The 22939-nt window shown below is 57.2% G+C and carries 22 protein-coding genes and 1 tRNA gene; 5 read left to right on the top strand and 18 right to left on the bottom strand.

All coding sequences use genetic code 11. From position 1 onward, the window contains the following. Positions 1-23: 23 nt before the first annotated feature. The 16 genes from BM155_RS02865 to BM155_RS02790 form a co-directional block, all read right to left on the bottom strand. Positions 24-545, bottom strand: coding sequence for a DUF2244 domain-containing protein (locus tag BM155_RS02865; RefSeq protein WP_067153188.1), 522 nt, complete (start codon positions 543-545; stop codon positions 24-26). Between the two features lie 340 nt (positions 546-885). Then, entirely contained in the window at positions 886-1866 is a 981-nt protein-coding gene (locus BM155_RS02860; RefSeq protein WP_067153186.1) for a malate dehydrogenase, read from the bottom strand. A 134-nt stretch (positions 1867-2000) separates the two neighbouring features. Continuing rightward, positions 2001-2624, bottom strand: a complete 624-nt coding sequence (locus BM155_RS02855) for a dUTP diphosphatase (RefSeq protein ID WP_074901383.1) — start codon at positions 2622-2624, stop codon at positions 2001-2003. Positions 2625-2651: 27 nt separating this feature from the next. Continuing rightward, positions 2652-3428 (bottom strand): TatD family hydrolase, encoded by a 777-nt coding sequence (locus tag BM155_RS02850; RefSeq protein ID WP_067153184.1) that lies wholly within the window; start codon positions 3426-3428, stop codon positions 2652-2654. A gap of 6 nt (positions 3429-3434) precedes the next feature. Then, positions 3435-3788: a PilZ domain-containing protein gene (locus BM155_RS02845; RefSeq protein ID WP_067153182.1), complete on the bottom strand. Its 354-nt coding sequence runs from the start codon at positions 3786-3788 to the stop codon at positions 3435-3437. A gap of 97 nt (positions 3789-3885) precedes the next feature. Further along, on the bottom strand, positions 3886-4902 hold the full coding sequence (locus BM155_RS02840) for a DNA polymerase III subunit delta' (RefSeq protein WP_067153180.1): 1017 nt from the start codon (positions 4900-4902) through the stop codon (positions 3886-3888). 55 nt (positions 4903-4957) lie between these two features. Further along, positions 4958-5581 (bottom strand): dTMP kinase, encoded by a 624-nt coding sequence (gene tmk / locus BM155_RS02835; protein WP_067153178.1) that lies wholly within the window; start codon positions 5579-5581, stop codon positions 4958-4960. A 2-nt stretch (positions 5582-5583) separates the two neighbouring features. Beyond that, positions 5584-6648 (bottom strand): endolytic transglycosylase MltG, encoded by a 1065-nt coding sequence (gene mltG, locus BM155_RS02830; protein ID WP_231902499.1) that lies wholly within the window; start codon positions 6646-6648, stop codon positions 5584-5586. Further along, on the bottom strand, positions 6645-7427 hold the full coding sequence (locus BM155_RS02825) for an aminotransferase class IV (RefSeq protein WP_067153176.1): 783 nt from the start codon (positions 7425-7427) through the stop codon (positions 6645-6647). The genes mltG and BM155_RS02825 overlap by 4 nt, the downstream gene beginning before the upstream one ends. A 50-nt stretch (positions 7428-7477) precedes the next feature. Then, positions 7478-8719, bottom strand: a complete 1242-nt coding sequence (fabF, locus tag BM155_RS02820) for a beta-ketoacyl-ACP synthase II (protein ID WP_067153174.1) — start codon at positions 8717-8719, stop codon at positions 7478-7480. A gap of 203 nt (positions 8720-8922) precedes the next feature. Continuing rightward, positions 8923-9159, bottom strand: a complete 237-nt coding sequence (gene acpP, locus BM155_RS02815; RefSeq protein ID WP_067080870.1) for an acyl carrier protein — start codon at positions 9157-9159, stop codon at positions 8923-8925. Between the two features lie 236 nt (positions 9160-9395). Next, complete coding sequence (gene fabG, locus BM155_RS02810) at positions 9396-10151, bottom strand: 3-oxoacyl-ACP reductase FabG (protein WP_197463094.1); 756 nt, start codon at positions 10149-10151, stop codon at positions 9396-9398. A 14-nt stretch (positions 10152-10165) separates the two neighbouring features. After that, positions 10166-11110, bottom strand: coding sequence for an ACP S-malonyltransferase (gene fabD / locus BM155_RS02805; protein WP_074901005.1), 945 nt, complete (start codon positions 11108-11110; stop codon positions 10166-10168). Between the two features lie 70 nt (positions 11111-11180). Next, positions 11181-12221: a phosphate acyltransferase PlsX gene (gene plsX / locus BM155_RS02800; protein ID WP_067153170.1), complete on the bottom strand. Its 1041-nt coding sequence runs from the start codon at positions 12219-12221 to the stop codon at positions 11181-11183. Positions 12222-12224: 3 nt separating this feature from the next. After that, positions 12225-12416, bottom strand: coding sequence for a 50S ribosomal protein L32 (gene rpmF / locus BM155_RS02795; protein WP_067153168.1), 192 nt, complete (start codon positions 12414-12416; stop codon positions 12225-12227). 74 nt (positions 12417-12490) lie between these two features. Continuing rightward, a complete protein-coding gene (locus tag BM155_RS02790; RefSeq protein ID WP_067153166.1) occupies positions 12491-13033 on the bottom strand; it encodes a YceD family protein in 543 nt (180 codons plus the stop codon). A 107-nt stretch (positions 13034-13140) separates the two neighbouring features. Between BM155_RS02790 and BM155_RS02785 the strand changes: the two genes are divergently transcribed. Beyond that, positions 13141-13728, top strand: a complete 588-nt coding sequence (locus tag BM155_RS02785) for a Maf family protein (RefSeq protein WP_067153164.1) — start codon at positions 13141-13143, stop codon at positions 13726-13728. Here BM155_RS02785 and BM155_RS02780 read toward each other — a convergent pair. Both BM155_RS02780 and rluC read right to left on the bottom strand, forming a co-directional pair. Continuing rightward, complete coding sequence (locus BM155_RS02780) at positions 13725-14369, bottom strand: HAD-IA family hydrolase (protein WP_074901003.1); 645 nt, start codon at positions 14367-14369, stop codon at positions 13725-13727. The two genes, BM155_RS02785 and BM155_RS02780, sit on opposite strands and share 4 nt — an antisense overlap. 10 nt (positions 14370-14379) lie before the next feature. Then, positions 14380-15390, bottom strand: a complete 1011-nt coding sequence (gene rluC, locus BM155_RS02775; RefSeq protein WP_254773113.1) for a 23S rRNA pseudouridine(955/2504/2580) synthase RluC — start codon at positions 15388-15390, stop codon at positions 14380-14382. A gap of 789 nt (positions 15391-16179) precedes the next feature. Between rluC and rne the strand changes: the two genes are divergently transcribed. The 4 genes from rne (at position 16180) to BM155_RS02755 (ending at position 22932) form a co-directional block, all read left to right on the top strand. Beyond that, on the top strand, positions 16180-19125 hold the full coding sequence (gene rne / locus BM155_RS02770) for a ribonuclease E (RefSeq protein ID WP_074901000.1): 2946 nt from the start codon (positions 16180-16182) through the stop codon (positions 19123-19125). A 119-nt stretch (positions 19126-19244) separates the two neighbouring features. Continuing rightward, positions 19245-19332 (top strand) — tRNA-Ser (locus BM155_RS02765). A gap of 637 nt (positions 19333-19969) precedes the next feature. Beyond that, positions 19970-20677 (top strand): TVP38/TMEM64 family protein, encoded by a 708-nt coding sequence (locus BM155_RS02760; protein ID WP_074900998.1) that lies wholly within the window; start codon positions 19970-19972, stop codon positions 20675-20677. Next, a complete protein-coding gene (locus tag BM155_RS02755) occupies positions 20677-22932 on the top strand; it encodes a hypothetical protein (protein WP_074900996.1) in 2256 nt (751 codons plus the stop codon). Before BM155_RS02760 ends, BM155_RS02755 begins: the two co-directional genes overlap by 1 nt. The last annotated feature ends 7 nt before the right edge of the window (positions 22933-22939 follow it).

Here is a 22939-nt window from a genome sequence, read left to right as displayed (position 1 = left end):
CAACTAAGAATCCTAACCGAGCGTCAAAACTGGCGAAGCCTGTAACCTCTTTCCTTGCGGGCATAGATGCCGCACTGGCTCAACTTCTGTACCAAATCAGCCCGCTCCGCATCAGTCAGGAAATCACCTACCTGCAAACAGCCTTCCGGACCGCTGAAGCAGAGGGAAGCCGGCTCATTGACGCCATCCCCGAGCCTCACCAGTACTGCCAAGCTGCTCCGCTGGAATTCTCGGTGATAAACGCTCTGTTGCCGGGGGCCCCGGCACCAATCCAAAATCACCCGCTCACCGCTGATACGTATCACCTGCCGACGGCTCCCCTCCACATACACAAAACCGAAGAGCACAAACAGCAACAGCATCTCCAGACTGGCAAACGGTAATATCATCCAGGCACCAGCTAAAGCGAACGCGAGGCTGATTCCCAATGAAAGAGCCAATAGGGAGGTAAATACCCACAGGCTGCCTGAACGAGATATAGACTGGTTCGGCGCGAGCAGAATACAGGCACTGCCCGCTGAGCTGCTTCCAACTTGGGTGACCATAGAGCCTACCCCCGGATACTACACAGTCTGAAGTGTAGCATCGCACTTACAGCTTCCCGACCCGAAACACAGTGCCTCTCCAACCCTCCGGAATATCTGTCACCCAAAGCAATGCGCTACCGCCACAGAAGCTTTGCGACCTCTGATTGATCCGCTTGTTGAGCACCATCACTGAATTTAAGGCTGTTCAGCCAAAGAGAGACGCAAGATACACCGGCTTTGCAAACGAGCACGGATGACGCGAAAGCAGCCTTTTTTCGTGCTTGCCGACAACAGCAAACTTTTCACCAATAAAAAACCCGCACCGAAATGCGGGTCTTTATTCAAAGAAAGGCTGAATTTACGGTAGCAAGTGCGCCACGGCATCGCGTTCTTCAGCCAACTCCTGCTCAGTGGCCTTCATTTTCTCACGGGAGAAATCGTTAATTTCCACTCCCTGAACAATTTCCCAGTCACCATTTTTGCAAACGCAGGGGAAAGAGTAGATCAGCCCTTCCTGGATGCCGTAAGAGCCATCGCTGTATACAGCCATGCTGGTCCAGTCGCCCTCTTTACTACCCAGTGCCCAGTCGCGCATATGATCGATGGCGGCGTTGGCTGCGGAAGCGGCGGAAGAAGCACCGCGCGCCTTGATAATCGCTGCGCCGCGCTGCTGCACCGTGGGGATAAAATCATTCTCGTACCACTCCTGCTCCACCTTGCCCATGGCGGCTTCGCCGGACACTTTGGCCTGGTGCAGATCCGGGTACTGAGTGGAAGAGTGGTTGCCCCAGATTGTCATGTGGGTGATATCGTTTACGGTAGTGCCCGTCTTGGCCGCCAGTTGAGACAAGGCGCGATTATGGTCCAGACGAGTCATGGCGGTGAAGTTACGTGGATCCAGATCCGGTGCGTTGCGCTGGGCGATCAGCGCGTTGGTGTTGGCCGGGTTGCCTACGACCAGCACCTTCACATTGCGCGATGCAACATCGTTCAGCGCTTTACCTTGCGCAGAGAAGATAGCGGCATTGGCCTCCAGCAGATCTTTGCGCTCCATGCCCGGCCCTCGCGGACGCGCCCCCACCAACAGCGCGTAGTCGGCATCTTTAAAAGCAACAGTGGCGTCGTCGGTTTGAACAATTCCAGCCAGCAGCGGGAAGGCGCAATCTTCCAGCTCCATAGCCACGCCTTTGAGTGCCTCAAGGGCTGGTGTGATTTCCAGCAGTTGCAGGATCACCGGCTGATCTTTGCCCAACATTTCGCCGGAAGCGATACGGAACAGCAGCGAATAGCTGATCTGACCGGCAGCGCCGGTAACAGCAACACGAACAGGTGCTTTCACGATAGTTCTCCCTCGTTTGTAAGCGGCCAGCATTATAGAGGCTTACAGGTAAATTTCATCACGCCCGAAGAGATTCCAGACCAAAGTCGTAGAACCACAGGTGCACAATTATTAGACAAAGCAGGCTGTGCAAATCATGCACGCGTGATTTCACGGTAGCGAGCCTCAAGCGCCCGATATACCTGATCACTGTAATCCGGTGAAGAAGTATCCAACTGTCTGGAGATCTCCGCCAGGTGCTCGTTGTCCTCGCGTCCACCCCAGTTTTTTACATAAGTACCGGTTTTGTAGCCGTTATCTTGACGGAAACGGTTGAGAACATTTTTTCCCACATAGCGCTGATAGAGTTCATCGAAGCTCATATTGACATCTGCCAGCAGCTGGACAAAGCCCACCAAGTCAAATCGCTTGTCGGCCAGGGTGTTCAGCGTGAAAGTTTCGAGATCCGTGCGGAAATCGCTCGGCTGGCATACGCGCATCTTCAGCGCTTGGCACATAGACGCCGCCACTTCTTCCGGACATCCGGACTGCAACTCTAGGCTAAGACCGAAATGCCATATGTCAACCAGCTCGAGCTTTACCTGATCCATATCCGGCACCTGCTTTTTCCACCACTTCCAGCCGTAGTGGTCCAACAGTTCAGCGCTCTCAACCCAAATAGCGCGGTACCAGGCAAAATTTTGTTCGCGCCAGTTATCATTGACCAGAGTATTAATCTCGTCCTGCAGAGCCAACATGGTCTGCAACTGCTGTTTCATCATGTTGATTGAATCCGGTTGACGGGCTCAGGCAGCCCGGGGGAAAAGTCTGTAGAAATTTTCAGTGGTAATTTCAGCCAGCTGCTCGAAAGCTATGCCGCGCAGCTCGGCGATAAACTCCGCTACCTCGCGCACATAGGCGGGGATATTCGGCTTGCCGCGGTAGGGAACCGGGGCCAGATAAGGAGAGTCCGTTTCTACCAGCAGTCTGTCCAGTGGCAACTTTCGCGCTACATCGCGCAGTTCTTCAGCATTTTTGAAGGTGACGATACCGGACAGGGAAATATAAAAATTAAGATCCAGTGCCGCTCGGGCCATATCCCAGCTCTCGGTAAAGCAGTGCAACACACCTGCGCACTCGCGATTGGCATGCTCGCGCAGTAGATCGATGGTGTCCTTGCGGGCATTCCGGGTGTGGACTATCACCGGCAGACCGGAACGACCGGCCGCCTCCAAATGGGCAATAAAACTCTGCTGCTGAACTTGCTTCGTTTCGGAGCTGTAATAGTAGTCGAGACCGGTCTCGCCAAGGGCGACAACTTTTGGCCTCTGTGCTAGCGCCATCAGCATACCGACATCAGCGAGGCCTGAGTCCACATCCAGTGGATGCACACCCACGGAACAGACCACATCCTCATAGCGGCTCGCCAAATCTACAACTCGGTCAGCGTTATCCAGACTAATTCCTACACATAAGAACTTGCCCACGCCGCGGTCACGTGCCAAATCCAGCACCACGTCGAGATCGCCGTTAAAGTTATCCAGTTTGAGTCTGTCGAGGTGGCAGTGACTGTCTACAAGCATAAATAGTTACAACGTATGCGTGGGCCGGCTGGACTCGAGTGATCCAGCGAGATAGGTCTCGATCTTGTTTTGCGCGACATTGTCCTTTTCGCTGAACTGGACTCCGATACCCGGCGTGCGGTTACCTTGGGCACCCTTCGGCGTAATCCATACCACCTTGCCAGCAACCGGTACCTTTTCAGGCTCGTCCATCAGGCTCAAAAGCAGAAACACCTCGTCACCGAGGTTATATGACTTGTCAGTGCTGATAAACAGACCACCATTTTTTACAAATGGCATATAGGCTGCATAGAGCACTGATTTATCCTGGATCTTCAGCGAAAGGATGCCGTTGCGGGCACCGCCCCCCATGGCTTTCATGGCTGGACCTCTTGTTTTTTTCAATTGAGCGCTAAGTTATCCGAGCGAGTTGGTCGTGTCCAGACAGAATGACGAGTCAGACAGCGAGCCAGTCACACTATGCGTAGAGTCTCGCCCACCGGATCATCAACTCCTCTATCAACAGCCGCTTATTCGGGTTTGCGCCGCTCATCAGAACCTGCCGTGCTTGTAGCAGCAGATCATAAAAATCAAACAGCGGGCGCAAACTCTCCCGCCCCGTCCCCGGCAACCGCTGCAGTAACCCCATCACCTGCTCATCCGCAGTCAGATCACAACTGCGGGCATGCAGCATCTGCGCCAGCCATTGCTGCCAAGAGCGCAGAAGCTCCGCCAGCTCCACTCCCTCCGGCGGATTCTCCCAGCGCCCGGCCAGGGACACAGCCCTGCCCGCACCTTGTGCCAGCGAGGTGAGGTCGGCGAAAAACTGGTCGCGGGCTTCACTGGCTTCCGGTTCCATCAGCGCCAGTGCCAACAAAGGCGCACCGCCCGCCAGGGCCAGAGCGCGGCGGGCGGCTAAGCCCTCAATTCCGCCCTCTTGCAACCAGTGCAGTGCGACTTCTTCCGTCGGGGCGGGAAAAGCGACTGTTTGACAACGGCTGCGGATAGTCGGTAGTAGGCCGGAGGGCGAATCGCTGATCAACAGGAATATTACGGAAGCCGCAGGCTCCTCCAGGTTTTTCAGCAGCGCGTTGGCAGCATTGACATTCATGGCCTCTGCGGGGGCAAGCCACACCACCCGGGCGCCCTCCCGGCCACTGGTCCTGCTGACAAACCCACCCAACTGGCGAATCTGCTCCACTTTCAGCGGTCCACCGGGCTTTTCCGGCTCTACACGCAGAAAATCTGGATGAGACCCGGCCTGCCAAAGGCGGCAACCGCGGCATTCACCGCAGGCGAGTCCATCCCGCGGCTGTTCGCACAGCGCGAGGGCGGCAAAGGCCTCTGCAAAACGCCGCTTACCAAGACCGGCCTGCCCGCTCAACAGCAGAGCGTGCGGGCAACGACCGGCCCGCCACTGCGCACCGAGACGCTGCCATTGAGGGGCCTGCCAGGGCAGTGGCGAAGGGATTGGGGAAGGTTCTGGTTCGGACACTTACTCAAGCCATATGCGTTGTTGTCAGGCCATCCGGCGGGCGCGGCCGGAACCACTATGGAAGAAGTTTTTCCAGTTCACTGTGCAGCTGCTGCTGTACCTGCTCCAGTGGACGGCTCGCGTCAATGACGGCGTACCGCTCCGGAGCGGCGTCCGCGCGTTCCTTATAGGCGGCGCGCACCCGCTGAAAAAAGGCCAGCCGCTCACTTTCGAAGCGATCCGCGGCACCGGTACTGGCAGCGCGTTCAAGCCCCGTTTGCGGGTCCAAATCCAGCAGAAGCACCTTGTCCGGACGCAAACTGCCCTGGACCCTTTGCTCCAGCTGTTCTATCAGTGCCCGATCCAGCTGGCGTCCGCCTCCCTGGTAAGCGTAAGTGGCATCCGTAAAGCGATCGCAGATGACCCACTGCCCCTGCTCCAGGGCCGGAACAATCACCCGGGCGAGATGCTGTGCCCGTGCAGCAAAAACCATCAGCAGCTCCGCGACAGGATCTACGACCTCTTCCCGCCGGCGCAACAAGAGTTCTCGCAGCTCTTCAGCCAGTGGCGTACCGCCTGGCTCACGGGTTTGAACAAATGAGATGGACCGCTCTTGCAACCAGTTGGTTACAAACTGCAGGTTGGTGGACTTGCCGACACCCTCTCCGCCTTCTAGAACAATAAACTTTCCACGCCGCAACGTCAGTCTCCTCTTGCTGGACTGGAGCGATAATCGGCACGCCTTTTCAGCTGGTATTCACGCACTGCCCGGTTGTGTTCCGCCAGTGTCGCGGAAAAGTGATGGGAGCCATCTCCCTTGCCGACAAAATACAAACTGTCGCCGTCCTTGGGATTCAAAGCCGCGTGTATGGCACCACGCCCAGGCAGCGCAATAGGTGTGGGGGGAAGCCCATCGATCACATAGGTGTTGTAGGGTGTCGCCTGACGCAAATGGGCACGGGTCAGATTGCCGTCAAACGCATCACCGAGCCCATAGATCACCGTAGGATCCGTCTGTAAACGCATACCTCTCTTAAGGCGCCGAACAAAAACACCTGCAATCTCACTGCGCTCCGATGGCAGGCCGGTTTCTTTTTCAATGAGAGAGGCCATGATCAACGCCTCATAAGGCGTACCGTACGGCAAATTGTCCGCACGCGCGCGCCACTCTTCATCCAGCACCTGCTGCATGCGCTGATGGGCCTGTTTCAAAAGGTCGATATCTGTGGTGCCTGAACGGTAGATATAAGTGTCGGGAAAAATCCAACCCTCGGGGCTCTCACCATCGCCAAAGCCCAACGCCCGTGCGGCCGTCTCCAGACTACCGCCCGCCTCCGACTGCACAATGCCCCGACCCGCGCGCACCTGAGCGAGTGCTTGGCGGAAACTCCAGCCCTCTACCAGGGTCAACCGGTAGCGGGTGACGTCGCCCCGATTAAGACGCGCGACCAAGTCCATTGCGTTGCTGCCTTTAGGCAGCAGATATTCACCAGCGTGGATCCCCGTCTGCTCACGCCAATAGGCATAGATCAGTACCAGGCGGCGCCCCTTGAGTACGCCACGCTGTTCCAGTTCCCGCAATACGCGCGATAAGTTGCTGCCGCCACTGACCTCGAAGCGCAGACCATCTTCACCGATGGCAAGCGGCTGAACCAAGGCCATTTTCAAGGCCCAGAGGCCACCACCAAGCGATAGCAATATCAAAAGGAAACCGCCGATCAGGTAGCGCCCTACACGTGTGCGGCGCTGTGCTCGCTTTGCTTTCACCACAATTCTTCCGCTATCAGCTGCTGCAACCGCGGCACCTCAAGCCCAGTCTCCGATCCCAGAGACCAGCGGTGCAAGCCGATGATTTCCCGCACAGGCATAACACCGCGCAGGCTGTTACACAGTGCCACTTCCTGCGCCGCACACAGATATTCGAGATCCATATCCGCTTCGCGGAGCACAATACGGCTGCCAAGCCACTCCCGCATTACGCCACGCACACCGCAACGGTGCAAATTCGGCGTCACCCAAGCGCTACCCGACCGGATCAATAAGTTGCAGCGCAGGCTCTCAATCACCCTGCCCTCGCAATCCAACAGCAATCCATCGCAGGGTTCGTCACTAGGCAACTCCGCTTTGGCGCGATTATATCGCGCGCGCGCCAGTGTTTTGCATCCCGGGTTGGCAGATTCGATTGTCGGCAGGCGCGTATCACAGACATATAAGCGAACCCCCCGGGACAATCCAGGTGTCTGCTCCAGGGGAAACAAGCTCAAATCCCATTGGCGCCTGCCGTCGATAATGCCCCAACGCAAACGCGCCCTCGCAACGGGAACTGGGCAGGCAGCCGCCAGCTGCGTTATCAGCGCGTCAATCTCGGCAATTTCCGACTGTCTCAGACTTTCGCCACGCAACAGGCGTGCACGGTGCAGAGGCCACAGCGGCAGACTTCCGGATTGGCAACGCATGGTTTCCAAAAGACCGTCGGTGTAGTCGTCATCCGGAGGCAGAGCAGCCACGGCGCGGCCGCGAAGAAAAAAAAGTGGGAGTACAGACATATGATCCCGTATAAGTAAGCGCCCTCCACATTGTGGAAGGGCGCAACGGATCAAACGCGCCGGAATATCAGCGAACCATTGGTGCCGCCGAATCCAAAGGAATTCGACAAAGCTGCATCAACCACTCTCTCTTGTGTCTCCCAGGGCACCAGGTTGACGTCATTGCAAGCTTCGTCTGGATGGTCCAGGTTGATAGTCGGCGGCGCCACTTGGTCCCGCAGAGTGAGCACAGAGAAAATGGCCTCGATCGCACCCGCCGCCCCGAGCAGGTGGCCGGTCATGGATTTGGTGGAACTCACAGCGAGCTTATCAGCAGCTTCCCCAAAGACCGCCTGCACCGCCTTGATCTCGGCTTTATCACCTGCAAGCGTGGAAGTGCCATGGGCATTAATGTACTGCACACCCTCCACATCCAGTCCGGCATCCCTGAGGGCATTCTGCATGGACAGCGCCGCACCGGCGCCATCCTCCGGTGGCGAGGTCATGTGATGTGCATCGCCGCTCATACCGAAACCGGCCAGCTCGGCATAAATAGTGGCACCCCGCGCTTTCGCGCGCTCGTATTCTTCCAGGACCAGCACGCCGGCCCCCTCCCCCAGCACAAAGCCATCGCGGTCGACATCCCAGGGGCGGCTGGCAGCCTGTGGGTCATCGTTGCGAGTGGAGAGCGCACGGGCCGCACAGAATCCCCCCAGGCCTACCGGAGTGGTAACCATTTCCGCTCCACCACACACCATGACATCTGCGTCACCATACTGAATAGTACGCATACCCAGCCCGATAGCATGGGTTCCAGTTGTACATGCGGTGGTGGTAGAAAGGTTCGGGCCTTTCATACCGTATTTGATCGACAGATTGCCCGCAACCATATTGATGATCGCTCCCGGGACAAAGAATGGGGAAACCCGGCGCGGCCCCTTTTCCGCGATCAACATCGCGTTGTGTTCAATTGCCTGGATGCCCCCCATACCAGATCCAATACAGGTACCGACCCGTGAGGCATCCTCCTCAGTAATTTCAAGACCGCTGTCCTGCACTGCCTGAATCGCCGCCACCAAACCGTATTGTAGAAACACATCCATCTTGCGTGCTTCTTTTGCCGGCATATAAGGGGAGGGATCAAAATTTTTCACCGTAGCCGCAAAACGAGTGGGGAATGCCGAGACATCAAAAGTTTCAATCGGCACAACACCACTGGTGCCGGCGAGGATGGAAGACCATGTCTCATCCACAGTATTCCCCAGCGGACTGACCATACCCATTCCGGTTACGACGACTCTTCTACGCGACACTCGTGCTCTCCCGAAAATTTAACTACACGCGGCTGCGCTTTGTCAGGCTGCCGGACAGAGCCTGTTCCAGCAGTCACAATTTTTCAGCGCAAATAAAAGTAGAGCCGTACTATGCGGCATAGAACGGCTCTTCTGAAAACTTGCAAATAATGCAGGCTCCGGGTGGCAAGCAAGCTCCCGGACCCTCAGCTGCTCAGCAGCAATTAACCAAGATTTTCCTTGATGTAATCAATGGCCAACTGAACAGTAGTGATTTTCTCGGCTTCCTCGTCGGGAATTTCAGTTTCAAATTCCTCTTCCAGAGCCATTACCAACTCAACTGTGTCGAGGGAGTCAGCGCCCAGATCTTCAACAAAAGAGGCTTCAGGCTTAACGTCTTCTTCTTTTACGCCCAGTTGCTCAGCGACGATCTTTTTTACGCGCTCTTCAATGCTGCTCATGATTCAATTTAACTCCTAGTGGATAAAAATCTGTTGTAGTCGTTATTGTTACCCTGCTTTTGGGACATGCCGCATTGAGTGCGGAGATAACGACCGGCTCACACAGCTTCTGGATAATGCGAGGCGGCATTGTACCCCAACTTTTTAGGGATGTAATGCGCTGCCGCGCGGCACCTTCAGCCTTGACAAAAAAAACCGAAAAATCAATTACTTACAGAGATTTTCTATAAAAACCCTCACGCCATATACATGCCGCCATTGACGTGAATGGTCTCTCCGGAGACATAGCCACCTGCGTCACTGGCTAAAAATGCAACAACGGAAGCAATCTCCTCCGGCTGCCCCAAGCGCCCCAGAGGTATTCTGGACAGCAGTGCTTCCCGCTGGCCTTCCGGCAGCACCTTAGTCATATCGGTATCGATGAATCCTGGAGCCACGGTATTGACGGTGATGCCGCGCGAGCCAACTTCTGCCGCGAGAGAGCGCGCAAACCCGGCCACCCCCGCTTTGGAGGCCGCATAGTTACTCTGGCCGGGATTCCCCATGCTGCCCACTACGGAGCTGATATTGATAATCCGCCCCCAGCGGGCTTTAGTCATGTCGCGCAAGCAGGCCTTACTCAAGCGGTAGACAGCCGTAAGGTTGGTATCGATAACGGCCTCCCACTCCTCATCCTTCATACGCATCAGCAGATTATCCTTGGTGATGCCAGCATTGTTAACCAGGATAACAGGCGCCCCGAACTCTTTTTTGGCAAATTCAAGCACCCCTGACAGGCTCTCCACGCTGGTTACATCCAGCACCGCACCAGAACCCTTGATACCCTTTTCGGCAAAGCGGGCACTGATTTTTTCCGCACCGGATTCGCTGGTGGCAGTTCCGATAACTGTAGCTCCCAAGCCACCGAGCATGTCGGCGACAGCAGAACCTATGCCGCGGCTCGCGCCGGTAACCAGCGCCACCCTATCGTTCAGAGAAATCGTTAGTGTCATTGTTGCTCCAAAGTTTACTCTGCGGTGGCAATCAGCGCGTCGTGGAACTGCGCCGGCACCTCGATATTACGGCAAGTCAGGCCTCGATCAATACGCTTGGCCAAGCCAGCCAGCACCTTACCGGGGCCACACTCCAGCAGTTGTTCAGTACCTTCAGCGGCCATTGCCTGCACACAGGCAGTCCAACGAACCGGGCTGTAGATCTGCTCAACCATCAAGGCCTTGATTGCCTCGGGGTCTGTTTCCGGTTTCGCATGAACGTTGTGAACTACAGGAATCTGCGGCGCGTGAAAAGCCGTGGCTTCAATCTGCGGCGCCAGCTTTTCAGCCGCAGGGCGCATCAATTCGGTATGAAACGGCGCGCTCACGGGCAACGGCATAGCACGCTTGGCACCCGCCGATTTGCAGAGATCAATGGCCCGATCCACCGCAGCTGCGGCCCCGGCGATAACCACCTGGCCAGGAGAGTTGTAATTTACAGCGGCAACCACTTCACCTTGCGCCGCCTCCGCGCAGGCCTTCTCTACGGCAGAATCATCCAGGCCAATTACTGCCGCCATTGCCCCTTCTCCCGCAGGTACTGCCTCCTGCATCAAACGTCCGCGTTCACGGACCAGGCGCACGGCATCTGGAAAAGACAGTACGCCCGCGCAAACCAACGCGGACCATTCTCCCAGGCTGTGTCCAGCCATACGAGCGGGGCGCACACCGCCTTTGGCACACCAAGCCCTGTACAGAGAGACGCTCGCAGTCAGCAGCAGTGGCTGGGTTCGTTCAGTGAGATTGATATCCGCCGGCTCACCGGTCTGGCACAGATCCCAAAGATCGTAACCCAGCACATCGGACGCCTCATTAAAAGTGGCCAGTATCTCGGGAAATTCAGCCGAGGCGTCCGCCAGCATTCCGATCTGCTGGGAGCCCTGGCCAGGGAAGACGAATGCGAGCCTTGCATTGGTCATGGAACATCCTTAAACCTAGTTGCGTTGTCATAGGGGAAGTTGTCTACGGATCTATTCACCCGATGCCAACTCAAGACTTATCCATAGCGCGATTCCACTCTGCTTCCGCCATGGCGCGTCCGACTTTCGCGGCCAGATCGGCCTCGGCACACTCCTTGGCGGTGATCATCGCGCGATAAAAAGCCTCGCTGCTGGCGCCACCGTGACTTTTAATCACGTTGCCTCTCACCCCTAAAAAGCAGGCGCCATTATAGCGGGCGGGTTCGACCTGTGTACGCCATTTTCGCAACAGCTTTATGGCTAACTGGCCAAAAAAACGCTTGAAGGCGCCTTTTTTCTCGATGGTGAACACCTTTTGACCCATCAGTCGAATGACGCCTTCCGCGGACTTCATCGCCACATTCCCCATCAGGCCATCGCAGACAACAACGTCCACGACCCCAGTAAAGATGTCGTGCCCCTCGACAAACCCTGCATAGTGAATTTTCGGGTCAGCTTCGAAAAGCTCGGCGGCTCGACGAATCTCCTCGGTCCCCTTATGGGGTTCAGCACCAATATTCAGCAACGCTACCGCAAGATTGCGCCTTCCAGTATGTATCCGCTGGGCCTCGATCCCCATTCGGGCAAACTGCAACAGATCCTCTGCGCTGCAATCAATGTTTGCCCCCAAATCCAACAAATAACAAAACCCCCGTTCTGTCGGCAGCGCCTTACCCAGTGCCGGTTTGCGCACTCCTTCTATATTGCCAAGAATATTTCTGGACAGCGCCAACAAGGCACCGGTGTTGCCCGACGTCACCATCGCCTGGACCTCACCACTCGCAACCGACTGCAGCGCGCATGCCATAGAGGAATCGCGCTTATGCCGAACTGCCTGCAGGGGATTGCAACTCTGAGTGATAACCTGCTCGCAGGGCACGATCTCGAGCCTGGACGCGAGCCGCGGCTGGCGCTCATCATCAATCAGGTTTTGGAGTTGAGCTGACGGGCCAAACAGTTTCAGTTCAGCCTGGGGGAATTTTTTGAGAAATCTGATACAGGCCGGAACGACAGAGCGGGGACCTAAGTCCCCGCCCATCGCATCCACGGCCAATCGCAATTGGCTGGACAAAGCTTACTCTTCTTCAGAGGCGCCGACTTCGATCACCTTGCGACCGCGATAGAAACCATCTTTAGTCACGTGGTGACGACGATGCTTCTCGCCAGTAGTCGGATCAACAGACAGCGCCGCACCGGCACCCAGAGCGTCGTGAGAACGACGCATACCGCGACGGGAACGAGTCTTTTTGTTTTGCTGAACAGCCATGGCTTGCTCCTAAATCAACAATTTAAGCTGGAACCGGGGCGCCCACCGGCGAGCCCAAACTCACCCAACTTCCTTTATGGCTTGTTGGATGAACCCTTCAACTGTTCCAGCACTTTAAAGGGGTTTTCCCGTTGCCCATCCGCCTCACCAGCCTCCTCGCCACTATGAAAGTGCTCTCGTGCGACACACTCCGCAACGTGGTAGGCCACCATGGGCAGATTGAGCAAAATCTCATCTTCCAAAGCTTGGTGCAGACCCAGCTCATCGCCATCCTGCACCACAGGGTCCAATTCGCGGGGCAATGCCTTACCCTGCTCCTCAGACCAAACTATCCCCCAGAGAAACTCCGCCTCGACCTGTTCCGGCATCGGCTGCAGGCAACGCTGACAAAGAAGCTGCACATCGCAGCTCAGCTTGCCACTTACCGTCAAATGCCCTTGCAGATCCCGCCCGAACAGAAGCTCAACGCGGACATCCCCATCCATCGCCTCCACGGCCGCACCCACGCGCTCAAGTGACTCTCGAGGCAATACACCAGCCAACTGCTGCTCGCGCTGGGCCAATTTACGCGCATCAACGGTTTGGGGAAGCGCGGCATTAAAGGGGGAGATCGACATAAGCGCGCAATTCTATGGACAAGCCCCACCCTTGTCAAAACAAATCAAGCGCCGCAGTATCGCGCTCCGGCAGACAGCTTTATTGATAGCAAAAGGATTGATCCGAAATGGCCCGCCCACTGATTTTAGCCTCCAGCTCCACATACAGGAGAGGGTTACTGGAAAAACTGCAACTCCCATTTACCTGTCATACCCCCCATATAAATGAAGAAGCATTACCTGGGGAGGCAGCGCAGGCGCTCGCTCAAAGACTGGCCGAAGAGAAGGCGCACGCGATTGCAAACAGCCACCCCGAGGCGCTAATCATCGGCTCCGACCAAGCGGCGGAATGTCGCGGTCGCATACTGGGCAAGCCCGGTACCCGCGAGCGCGCCCAGGAGCAGCTGCAATTCTGCAGTGGCCACCCAGTACACTTTTACACAGGCATTTGTCTGCTGGATGCGCACAGCGGAAAACAACGCTCTGCTGTCGAAATTTTTACCGTTTATTTTCGCCAACTGGACGAATCCCAAATTCGGCGCTACGTCGAACTGGAAAAACCTCTCAATTGCGCAGGCTCGTTCAAAGCGGAAGGTTTGGGGATAGCTTTATTCGAAAAAATGGAAGGATCTGATATAAATTCGCTGATTGGGCTTCCATTAATTCGACTAATTGATTTTCTGCGTGAATTTGGGGTAGACCCCCTGGCCGATTAGGGCACCAGGGGAGGCCAATCCAGCAACTCGGAAAAGCGGTCGATAATAGCGCTGGGGCGAAGAGCGGCGAGCCGCTCCGGCTCGTGCACCCCGTAACTGACGCCGATTGACGCGACCCCTGCCGAGGCCGCCATTTCCAGGTCATAAATGGTGTCGCCCACCATTACCGCATCCGCCGCTGCGACTCCAGTTTCGTCAAGCAACTCCCGCAACATCAGCGGATTCGGCTTCGAAGCTGTCTCATCGGCACAGCGACTGGCGGTAAACAGACTGCCGATACCATGCTCCTCAAACTCCCGGTTGAGCCCTCTCCGACTCTTGCCCGTAGCCACCGCCAAGCGGTGACCAGCACCCAATAGCTGATCCAGGGTTTCCATCACACCATCAAACAGCGGCAGCGGCTCCTTACGCGCAGCCATCCACTCCTCGGAGTAGTAATTGCGCAAACTGAGTTGCTGCGCCAAAGGCGCATCGGGAAACAGAGTGGCAACCGCCTCCGGCAACCCCAAACCAATAATATTGCCAATTGCATCCGGAGATCGCTCTGGCAATCCCGCCCGCTCCGCAGCGCGCTGCATACAGGAAACAATGCGCGCCTCCGAGTTGCAAACAGTCCCGTCCCAGTCGAGGATGACTAACATAAGACCCCCTTTAATTCCGACACCGCAACGCGGCCAGCACCGATTGCAGCTCCGCAGGGAGCGGCGCCGACACTTCAACCTTCTCGCCGCTGGGCAAGCTGCAGCGCACTGAAGCAGAATGCAGAAACAGGCGCTTTAGTCCCAACTCACGAAATACCCGGTTCGTTCCATCAGCGGTATATTTGGCGTCACCAGCCAGGGGGCAACCAGCGAACTGCGCATGGACGCGGATTTGATGAGTCCGGCCGGTCACTGGCTCCGCCGACAGCAAGGTCGCACCCGCAAAGCGCTCCAAAACCCGAAATTGAGTCTCAGACGGCTTGCCTTCTGGGTCCACCGATACCATTCGTTCACCGCTCTTGAGAGTATTTTTGCGCAGCGGCGCCTCCACCACGCGCCGGCCACGCGGCCACTTACCCGCGGCCAGCGCCAAATAAGACTTACCCACTCTGCCCGAGCGCAATTCCGCCTGCACATGCTGCAGTACTGATCGCTTACGCGCCACCATAATGGCGCCACTGGTATCCCGATCTAGACGGTGCACCAGCTCAATAAAGGGGCTCTGTGGATACATCTGCCGCAACGCTTCAATCAACCCCAAGCGCACGCCACTGCCACCATGTACGGCCAAGCCGGCCGGCTTGTCGATAACCAGCAAACCATGCGCATCATAGAGCACGGAAGCCTCCAACAAGCGGCGCAACTGATCGCCCGCCACCGGGACCTCCCCTTGCTCACCTGCCCGGACCGGCGGCACCCTAACCACATCACCCGCAGCCAGCCGGTACTCAGCCTTCACTCTTCCTTTATTTACCCGCACTTCGCCCTTGCGCAAAATGCGGTAAATACGCGCCCGGGGCACTCCCTTCATACGCGCCAACAGGAAGTTGTCGATACGCTGCCCTGCCAGCTCACCGGGCACCGTCAAAAACTGCACACCGCCAGAGGGGTTCCAGGTATCGGTTGGGGGGGCCTCGGAGGGCCTTTCAATAGGAGGGTTACTTCGCATGGGGCGCATAATAGCGCCCCCACCCATACAATTGAAGCGCCCATAGAGGCGTGCTATATTCGACCGGCCTGAATTGGGCTGGTTTTCGCCACTGGCGGCTTCTCCTGTAACGGACCCAGAAGTGACAGCCGTGGTTTCTGAGAAAATACCGCCAATCGGCCGGTGCGCGCCTCACTATCGACATTAGGCCGCGTCATTGAAAAAAACTCCGCCGGCAAGGTCCGCCATTAAGTACCTCGCCGGTTACACAGCCCGCCCTAAACGCGGGCAGCAATTATCGCGAAGGTAAGACGGGCTGAAGCCCGCAGCGCTTGAAAGGACAACTCATATTTCTGCGTCCCGCTCTGTAGCAGCAGCCAGCGACCGCACTGGCATCCCCGGCTGGCAATGGCCAGCCCGGCGAGACAACACACAGAATCAAAGGAGGACGGCCACAAGCCGGTCCAACAGAGCCGAATGTCAGGACGCATAACCTCACCGCCCGCAACGACCACAGACTGAGGGCGGTGCCCAGCCTGAACGCGCCTCGAAGCAAATGCACCAGGCGCTCAGCCGAAACTGGGTAGTACTCGACAAACAACGGTGCTAAAGGTACCAACGGATGCAAGTCAATTTACACGCATCCGGAGTTACAGCAGTGTGACACCAGGGTAGTAACTCGCATCGCCCATCCGAACAGGTTTCCGGGCAGCGCTCCCCCAAGTCCCTGCCCGTCCCGCGGCCCCGCCGCGCGGCAGCCTCACAACAAGCCTGCGAACTTCGGTGTCCTACCTTTGCGCAAAGCAAGGATATGAGACACATATGAAGAGAATGCTGATCAACGCAACTCAACCAGAAGAGTTGCGCGTCGCCTTGGTCGATGGCCAATGGCTCTACGATCTGGACATCGAAAACCGCACACGGCAACAGAAAAAAGCCAACATCTACAAGGGTAAAATCACCCGGGTGGAGCCCTCCCTCGAAGCTGCTTTTGTAGACTATGGTGAAGAACGCCACGGCTTCCTGCCTCTGAAAGAAATTTCCCGCGAGTACTTCCTCAAACAGCCCAAGGAGATTGAAGGCCGCATCAAAATCAAAGATGTGGTTAAAGAGGGTATGGAAGTCATTGTCCAGGTGGATAAAGAAGAGCGAGGCAACAAAGGCGCGGCCCTGACCACCTTTATCAGCCTGGCGGGCCGCTACTTGGTATTGATGCCCAACAACCCCCGCGCGGGGGGCATTTCGCGCCGCATCGAGGGTGAGGAACGCGCGGAGCTGCGCGACGCTCTCGCCAATGTCGAAGTTCCTTCCGGTATGGGCATCATCGTGCGCACAGCCGGCGTCGGCCGCAGCGGCGAAGAGCTGCAATGGGATCTGAACTACCTGCTGCAGCTTTGGAGCGCCATCAAAACAGAAGCGGATTCCTCCAAGGCGCCACACTTCCTGTTCCAAGAGAGCAACGTCATCATTCGCGCTATCCGCGACTACATGCGCGACGATATCGGTGAAGTCATTGTCGATGACAAGGGGGCCTACCAGCTGGCCGCGGAATTTGCCCGGCAGGTCATGCCTCAGTATGCCAACAAGGTAAAGTACTACGAAGACGCCATTCCGCTCTTCAACCGTTACCAGATCGAAAGCCAGATAGAAACCGCCTTTGAGCGCGAGGTTAAACTGCCTTCCGGTGGATCCATTGTGATCGACGTCACCGAGGCCCTGATTTCCATCGATATCAACTCCTCTCGAGCCACTAAAGGTGGCGATATCGAGGAAACAGCGCGAAATATCAACCTGGAGGCCGCGGACGAAATTGCCCGCCAGCTCCGCCTGCGCGATATGGGTGGCTTGGTGGTCATCGACTTTATCGACATGCAGAGCAAGTCCAACCAGCGCGAGGTGGAAAAGCGCATGGAGAAGGCGCTCAGCATGGATCGCGCACGTGTGCAGATCGGGCGCATCTCCCGCTTCGGCCTGCTGGAAATGTCTCGCCAGCGCCTGCGCCCATCCCTGGGGGAAACCACCTTCCGAGTCTGCCCCCGCTGCAGTGGACAGGGCACGATTCGCGGCACCAAGTCTCTGGCACTCTCCATATTGCGGCTGGTGGAAGAGGAAGCGAAGAAAGAGCGCAGCGCTGAAATCCGCGCCATCACTCCAGTTAACGTCGCTACCTATCTGCTGAATGAAAAGCGCAAGACCATCTCCCAGATAGAGGCACGCAACGGTACCCGCGTCGTCGTTGTACCCAGCGCGGACCTTGAGACGCCGCACTTCGAAGTGCAACGCTTGCGCGACGACGACACCGGCACCCTGGAGACCTCTTATAAGATTTCCGGCAGCGTGGAGGACACCAGCACCAGGGAAGAAGAGCCTGTGCGCCAGCCGGTACAACCCGCGGTGCAGCAGATTGCGCATACCGCCCCTGCCCCCACCCCGGAAAAGAAACCACAGCCCGGGTTGTTAAGCCGTTTGATCAGTGCGCTTGCGGACCTGTTCTCCACCAAAGAAAAAACCAAGAAACACAAGAAAACCAAAGGGCGCGGCAAGGACTATCAGAAACAGCGCCGCCGCGGCCAACGCGGAAACCGCAACGGCCGGAATCGCCGCAGAGACGAACAAGGCAAAAAAGACGTCAAACGCGAAGAACGTCGCGAGGAACAGCGGGAAGACAAGCGCCCGCTGAAACCCGAGGAGTCCCGTGACGCCACCGAGCGCAGCGAGGGCCAGCGTCGCCGCCGCCGCCGTCGCAGCAACGAAAATCGCCGCCGCCGGGAGGAAAACCAACACCCGGGACTGGAGTCGGAAACAACAACCGAAACTGCTGTAGAGGCCTCAGAGCCCGAACAGGCCAGTGCGGAGGAAGCCGGCGGACAACGCCCGGCCCGCCGTCCCAACAACGTGCGCGGCCGTCCCCAGCCCCGCCGTCGCGGCCGCCGCGATAACGCCGCCGCGGCCGCCGTGGCCCAGCGCCAGGAGGAGCTGGAGCAAGAAGTCAACGAAGCCATTGATGAGGCAGAGGGTGAAGCATCGGTTTCAGCAACCCGGGCCATCGAGTCCCGAGAAGAAGCCCAGGCTGCGCAGATCGAAAAAGTAACGCCCGCGGAATTGGTAGCCCCGACGCCAGAAGAGGAGGCCTACGAGGAGGCTGCTACTGAGGGACAGGTGCCGGAGCAGACATCCGATGTCGGTGGCGAAGAGGCTGCCTCGAAACCATCGGCCGAATCGGAGCCAGCGGCCGAAGAAGCGGCCGCGGAGCCAAAGCAAGCCGAGTCCATCACCGAAGAAGCGGAAGCCAGCGCGGAAGAATCACTGGAAGAAACGCCGGTTTCTGCCGATGCCACCACTGCGCCCGCACCAACGGTCGAGGAAGCAGAGCCGGCAACCGAAGCAATTGAAGCTGTAACCCCGGAGGAAAAGGCACCGCTGCACAAGGAGCCAATTGTGGAACCCGAGGAAGCCACGGCCGCAGATAACGAAGCGTCAGCGGAACCGTCGAGTACCACAGTCCCGGTAGAACCGAGCGCTCCGGTTAAAGCAGCTCCCACCCGCGCTGTGAACGATCCGCGGGTCAACCCGCAGCCGCTGAGAGAATTGGCCATTGTCACCGAGCGCCGTGATATCGGTTCACAGCGCCCACTGGACACAACGCAGCCTGCGGGTGTCGAGCACAAACCACGCCCCCTGCCACGCCCGGCCAATGACCCCCGCGTCGCCCGCCAGGCAAAAAGGGTGGGCGAAAGTGCACGCGATGACTCTGCGGAAGCCAGCTAAGGGGGCAAGTGCACTGGGTTAGCTGGTTAATAAATCAGCTAACCCTTTGAACTACTTAAAAAAATTGATCAGCACCCTTGTGCCTGAGAACACGCCCGGTATAATGCGCCGGACAATTTGGAGGGGTGGCTGAGTGGTCGAAAGCGGCGGTCTTGAAAACCGTTGACTGTAACAGGTCCCAGGGTTCGAATCCCTGCCCCTCCGCCATAAAAAGCCTTGCAACTCAATGAGTTGCTAAGCACAGAAAGGCGCGATCAACTGGTTTGATCGCGCCTTTTTTCGTTCTGGGGCCACCAAAGTATCCACGCAAACGCGGGAACTGGACCTCACTCAAAAAATTTAACCCAAGGGTGAAGTTCCAGCTTCCCAGCCCTCTACCCTGTCAGCTCGCGCGTCAATTGAACAAATCCGCAGTAACTGACTTCGCTGCACATCTAAGCTTGAACAAGCTTTATGACTCACTCGGCTCCCGGTTGCGCGGCATCCATAAAGCCCGGTATGGCTTTTCCATACTGCCATCTGCCTTGCCGGCGTTCCCTTTTCGGCCGGACATGTGCACTTCATCAATAACCGCATATACGCCCAATAAAATCGCTGATCGAGCCGTTCCTGGGTAAATCTGGTAATTCGACACCTTGGGCCAGAAGTGCGATCCGCCCTATTGCAAAGCGGTAACGCTAAAGCCGCTAACGGCACTGGGTATCGGACACTGGAATCATCCCCAAACTTAAATCATGCGCCAGGCGCCCCCTTCGCCATGCCCCCAGGCGTCATAACACACCGCGTTCGATTGACTAGGCTATAAGTTGGCGACTCACAAACTGCGGTGCTACCGAGTAAAACGATGACGGTGAAGTATTTTCCTGTCCTGATTATTGTGGTCTGCGCGTTGGTGGTCGCCGTTGTGATCAGCCTGATGCTCTATTTCGATCTAGACGATCGCATCATCGCCATATTGCAATGGCTGGATGATCAGGGCTGGCAAGCCAGTTTGCTGTTTATCCTTATCGTGGCGGTGGCAATTGTGCTCATGGTCCCCGGGGTCATCTTCACCATGGGGGCCGGATTTGTATTCGGTGTTGTTAAAGGGACATTGTTCGTTGTCACCGGCACAGTACTCGGGGCCACTATGGCCTTCCTGATTTCACGCTACCTGTTCGGTCCCCGTCCATCCCGCTGGCTGATATCTCATATTCAACCGCCGGAACTGGTGTCGACCATCCGCGACGAGGGCTGGCGTCTAATTATGCTGACCCGCTTAGTCCCCCTGTTTCCATTCAAGCTCTCCAACTATTTTTTTGGCCTGACCCCCATACGCCTTGGGGACTTTATGCTGGGTAACGCTATCGGTGTTATTCCCATCACCCTGCACAACGTCTATCTGGGCTCCATCGCAGCCGACCTGACCACGTTAGGGCAGGTAGAAGAGCGAACGCCGCTGCAATGGTTTTTTTACGGCACGGGCTTTCTGCTGGCGGTGGCCGCACTGATTGGGCTGATGCGCATGGCACGCCGCGCACTGGCACAAAAATTAGATAGGAAGGACCTCTGATGCCTTGGATGAAATGGCTCCCCTGGCGCTATCTGGTGCGACGCTTTGCCACCTCACATGGCTTTCTCGATCCATTAGCGGTAATGGCTCGCCTGCAGCGTTTCGCAGAGCCCTCGGAGGTCAACGAACCCATCGAACTCCTGCGCGCAGGTGCGGTATTCCATGCGCGCGCGCTGATCAACAGCAAGGTGATTCAACACAATCTGGACTGGATCTGGCCGCACTGGATTGAACGCCAGTTCAATCCCCGCGATGAGTCCTTTATTCCCCGCGCTTTCTCTATTACTCACTGCAACCTCAGTCACCGCAACTGGACTGCGGTGGGTGTACCCGACTGCGAGGAGATGCCCATCGTCGACCCTCGCGGCCTGGTCACACCGCACTACGACGGCTGGTCCATAGATGCTTGGGTGCTGGGGAAGAACGGCCGCCAGCTGCTCCCTTCCAAGCTGAAACAGTGCAGCCAACGCCTGGAAATGGATGAGAACATTTCCGTAGTCACCGAAAGCAGCCTGGATGACCTTCAGCTCCAAAGCCGGGTCAAAGTAGAGAGAGACAGCAGTGACAGCCACTGCCTGCTAGAGCTGATCGCCGAAAGTGGCGACGGGGGCTGGTTGGTAATAACCCTGCGGCCTTGCAATCCGGAGGGAATAAGCTTTCTACACCAGGTCCGCCTAGACAAAAATCGCCGCTGCTGGCTAATCGAAGACAAAACGGCAGTGATATTTGAACGACCGGTGGAAAAACACCTGGCATCCAACTACCGCCAAGGGGATATCTACCTGCACCTACGCGACGAGACCGAATGTCTGCACGGCGAGTGCGAGGTCGGTATGGCCTCGGCAGCAGCGATGTTCAGTCTGGCGGCGGGTACACCTCTGCGCATCGGCGTCAGGATCCCTCTACACAGCAGTGGCCGCGACGCCTCACACCGCGATCATCCATCCGGAGGCTGGCAGCACAACCTTAAACACCACTGTACCCTGTCGGTACCGGACAGGAAATTTCAGTTTCTATACGATGCCGCCATCCGCACTCTGATACTGCACTCCCCAAAAGAGGTTTACCCAGGCCCCTATACCTACAAACGTTTCTGGTTCCGCGATGCCGTGTTCATCATCCAGTCACTGCTTCAGGCCGGCCTGACAGCCCGGGCGGAGCGGGCCCTGGACCAGTTCCCGAAACGGCAAAAGCACGACGGCTTCTTCCTCTCTCAGGACGGCGAATGGGACTCTAACGGCGAAGCCCTTTGGATCTTCGATCTCTTCTGCCAGATGACCAACCGGCCTCTGAAAAAAGAGTGGCGCGAACCGGTACTGCGCGGTGCCCGCTGGATTGTGAACAAGCGGCTGCATAAAAATGGTGGCCGTTGCGGCGGCCTGCTGCCCGCGGGCTTCAGCGCCGAACATCTGGGTCCCAACGATTGCTACTACTGGGACGACTTCTGGGGTGTGGCCGGCCTGCGTGCGGCAGCCAGAATCTGCAAGCGAGAGGAACTTTTCCGGGAAGCCCGCGCGTTTAGCGCCGAGGCCGACGATTTCCAAAAAACCATTGAAGACAGCCTGGCCGCGGCTGCGAGGCGGCTGGGCCGTGCGGCCATGCCGGCCTCTCCCAACCGGCGCCTGGACGCAGGTGCCATAGGTTCCATCGTCGCCGGTTATCCGCTGCAACTCTACCCGGCGCAAGACCCGCGCCTGACCGATCTGACGGAATTTCTACTGGAAAGGTGTTTCGTCAGCGGCGGCTTTTTCCAGGACATGGTCCACTCAGGCATCAATGCCTATCTGACGCTACATATTGCCCAGGTACTGCTACGCTCCGGCGATTCCCGCTGCTTCGAGCTGATGCGCAATGTCGCGGCACTCGCCTCCCCCACAGGCCAGTGGCCGGAAGCGATACACCCGCACTCCATGGGCGGCTGCATGGGGGATGGCCAACACGCCTGGGCCGCCGCCGAGTGGGTGAGCATGATGCGAAACTGCTTTGTACGCGAAGAGGGCGAGTCGCTGATACTTATCTCCGGGTTGCCGTCAGAATGGCTGACAGGCGAGTCCGCCCAAAAACCCATTCACTTCGGCCCTGCACCAACCCGCTTCGGCACCATTGATCTGGAAGTAATTCCCGGGACCGAACCGCAAGTTTCCTGGACAACCCACTGGCATAGTGATACACCGCGAATAGAGATACGCCCTTTCGGCTTCCGGCCTATAGGCGCATCTCCGGGGGAAAATCGAGTAACCTTGTCTCCTCTGTGAGTTGCCA

The organism is Microbulbifer thermotolerans (genome assembly GCF_900112305.1).
Classification (GTDB): domain Bacteria; phylum Pseudomonadota; class Gammaproteobacteria; order Pseudomonadales; family Cellvibrionaceae; genus Microbulbifer; species Microbulbifer thermotolerans.
The sequence above is the reverse complement of the archived record's forward strand: the minus strand, read 5'-3'. Positions and strand labels throughout refer to the sequence as shown.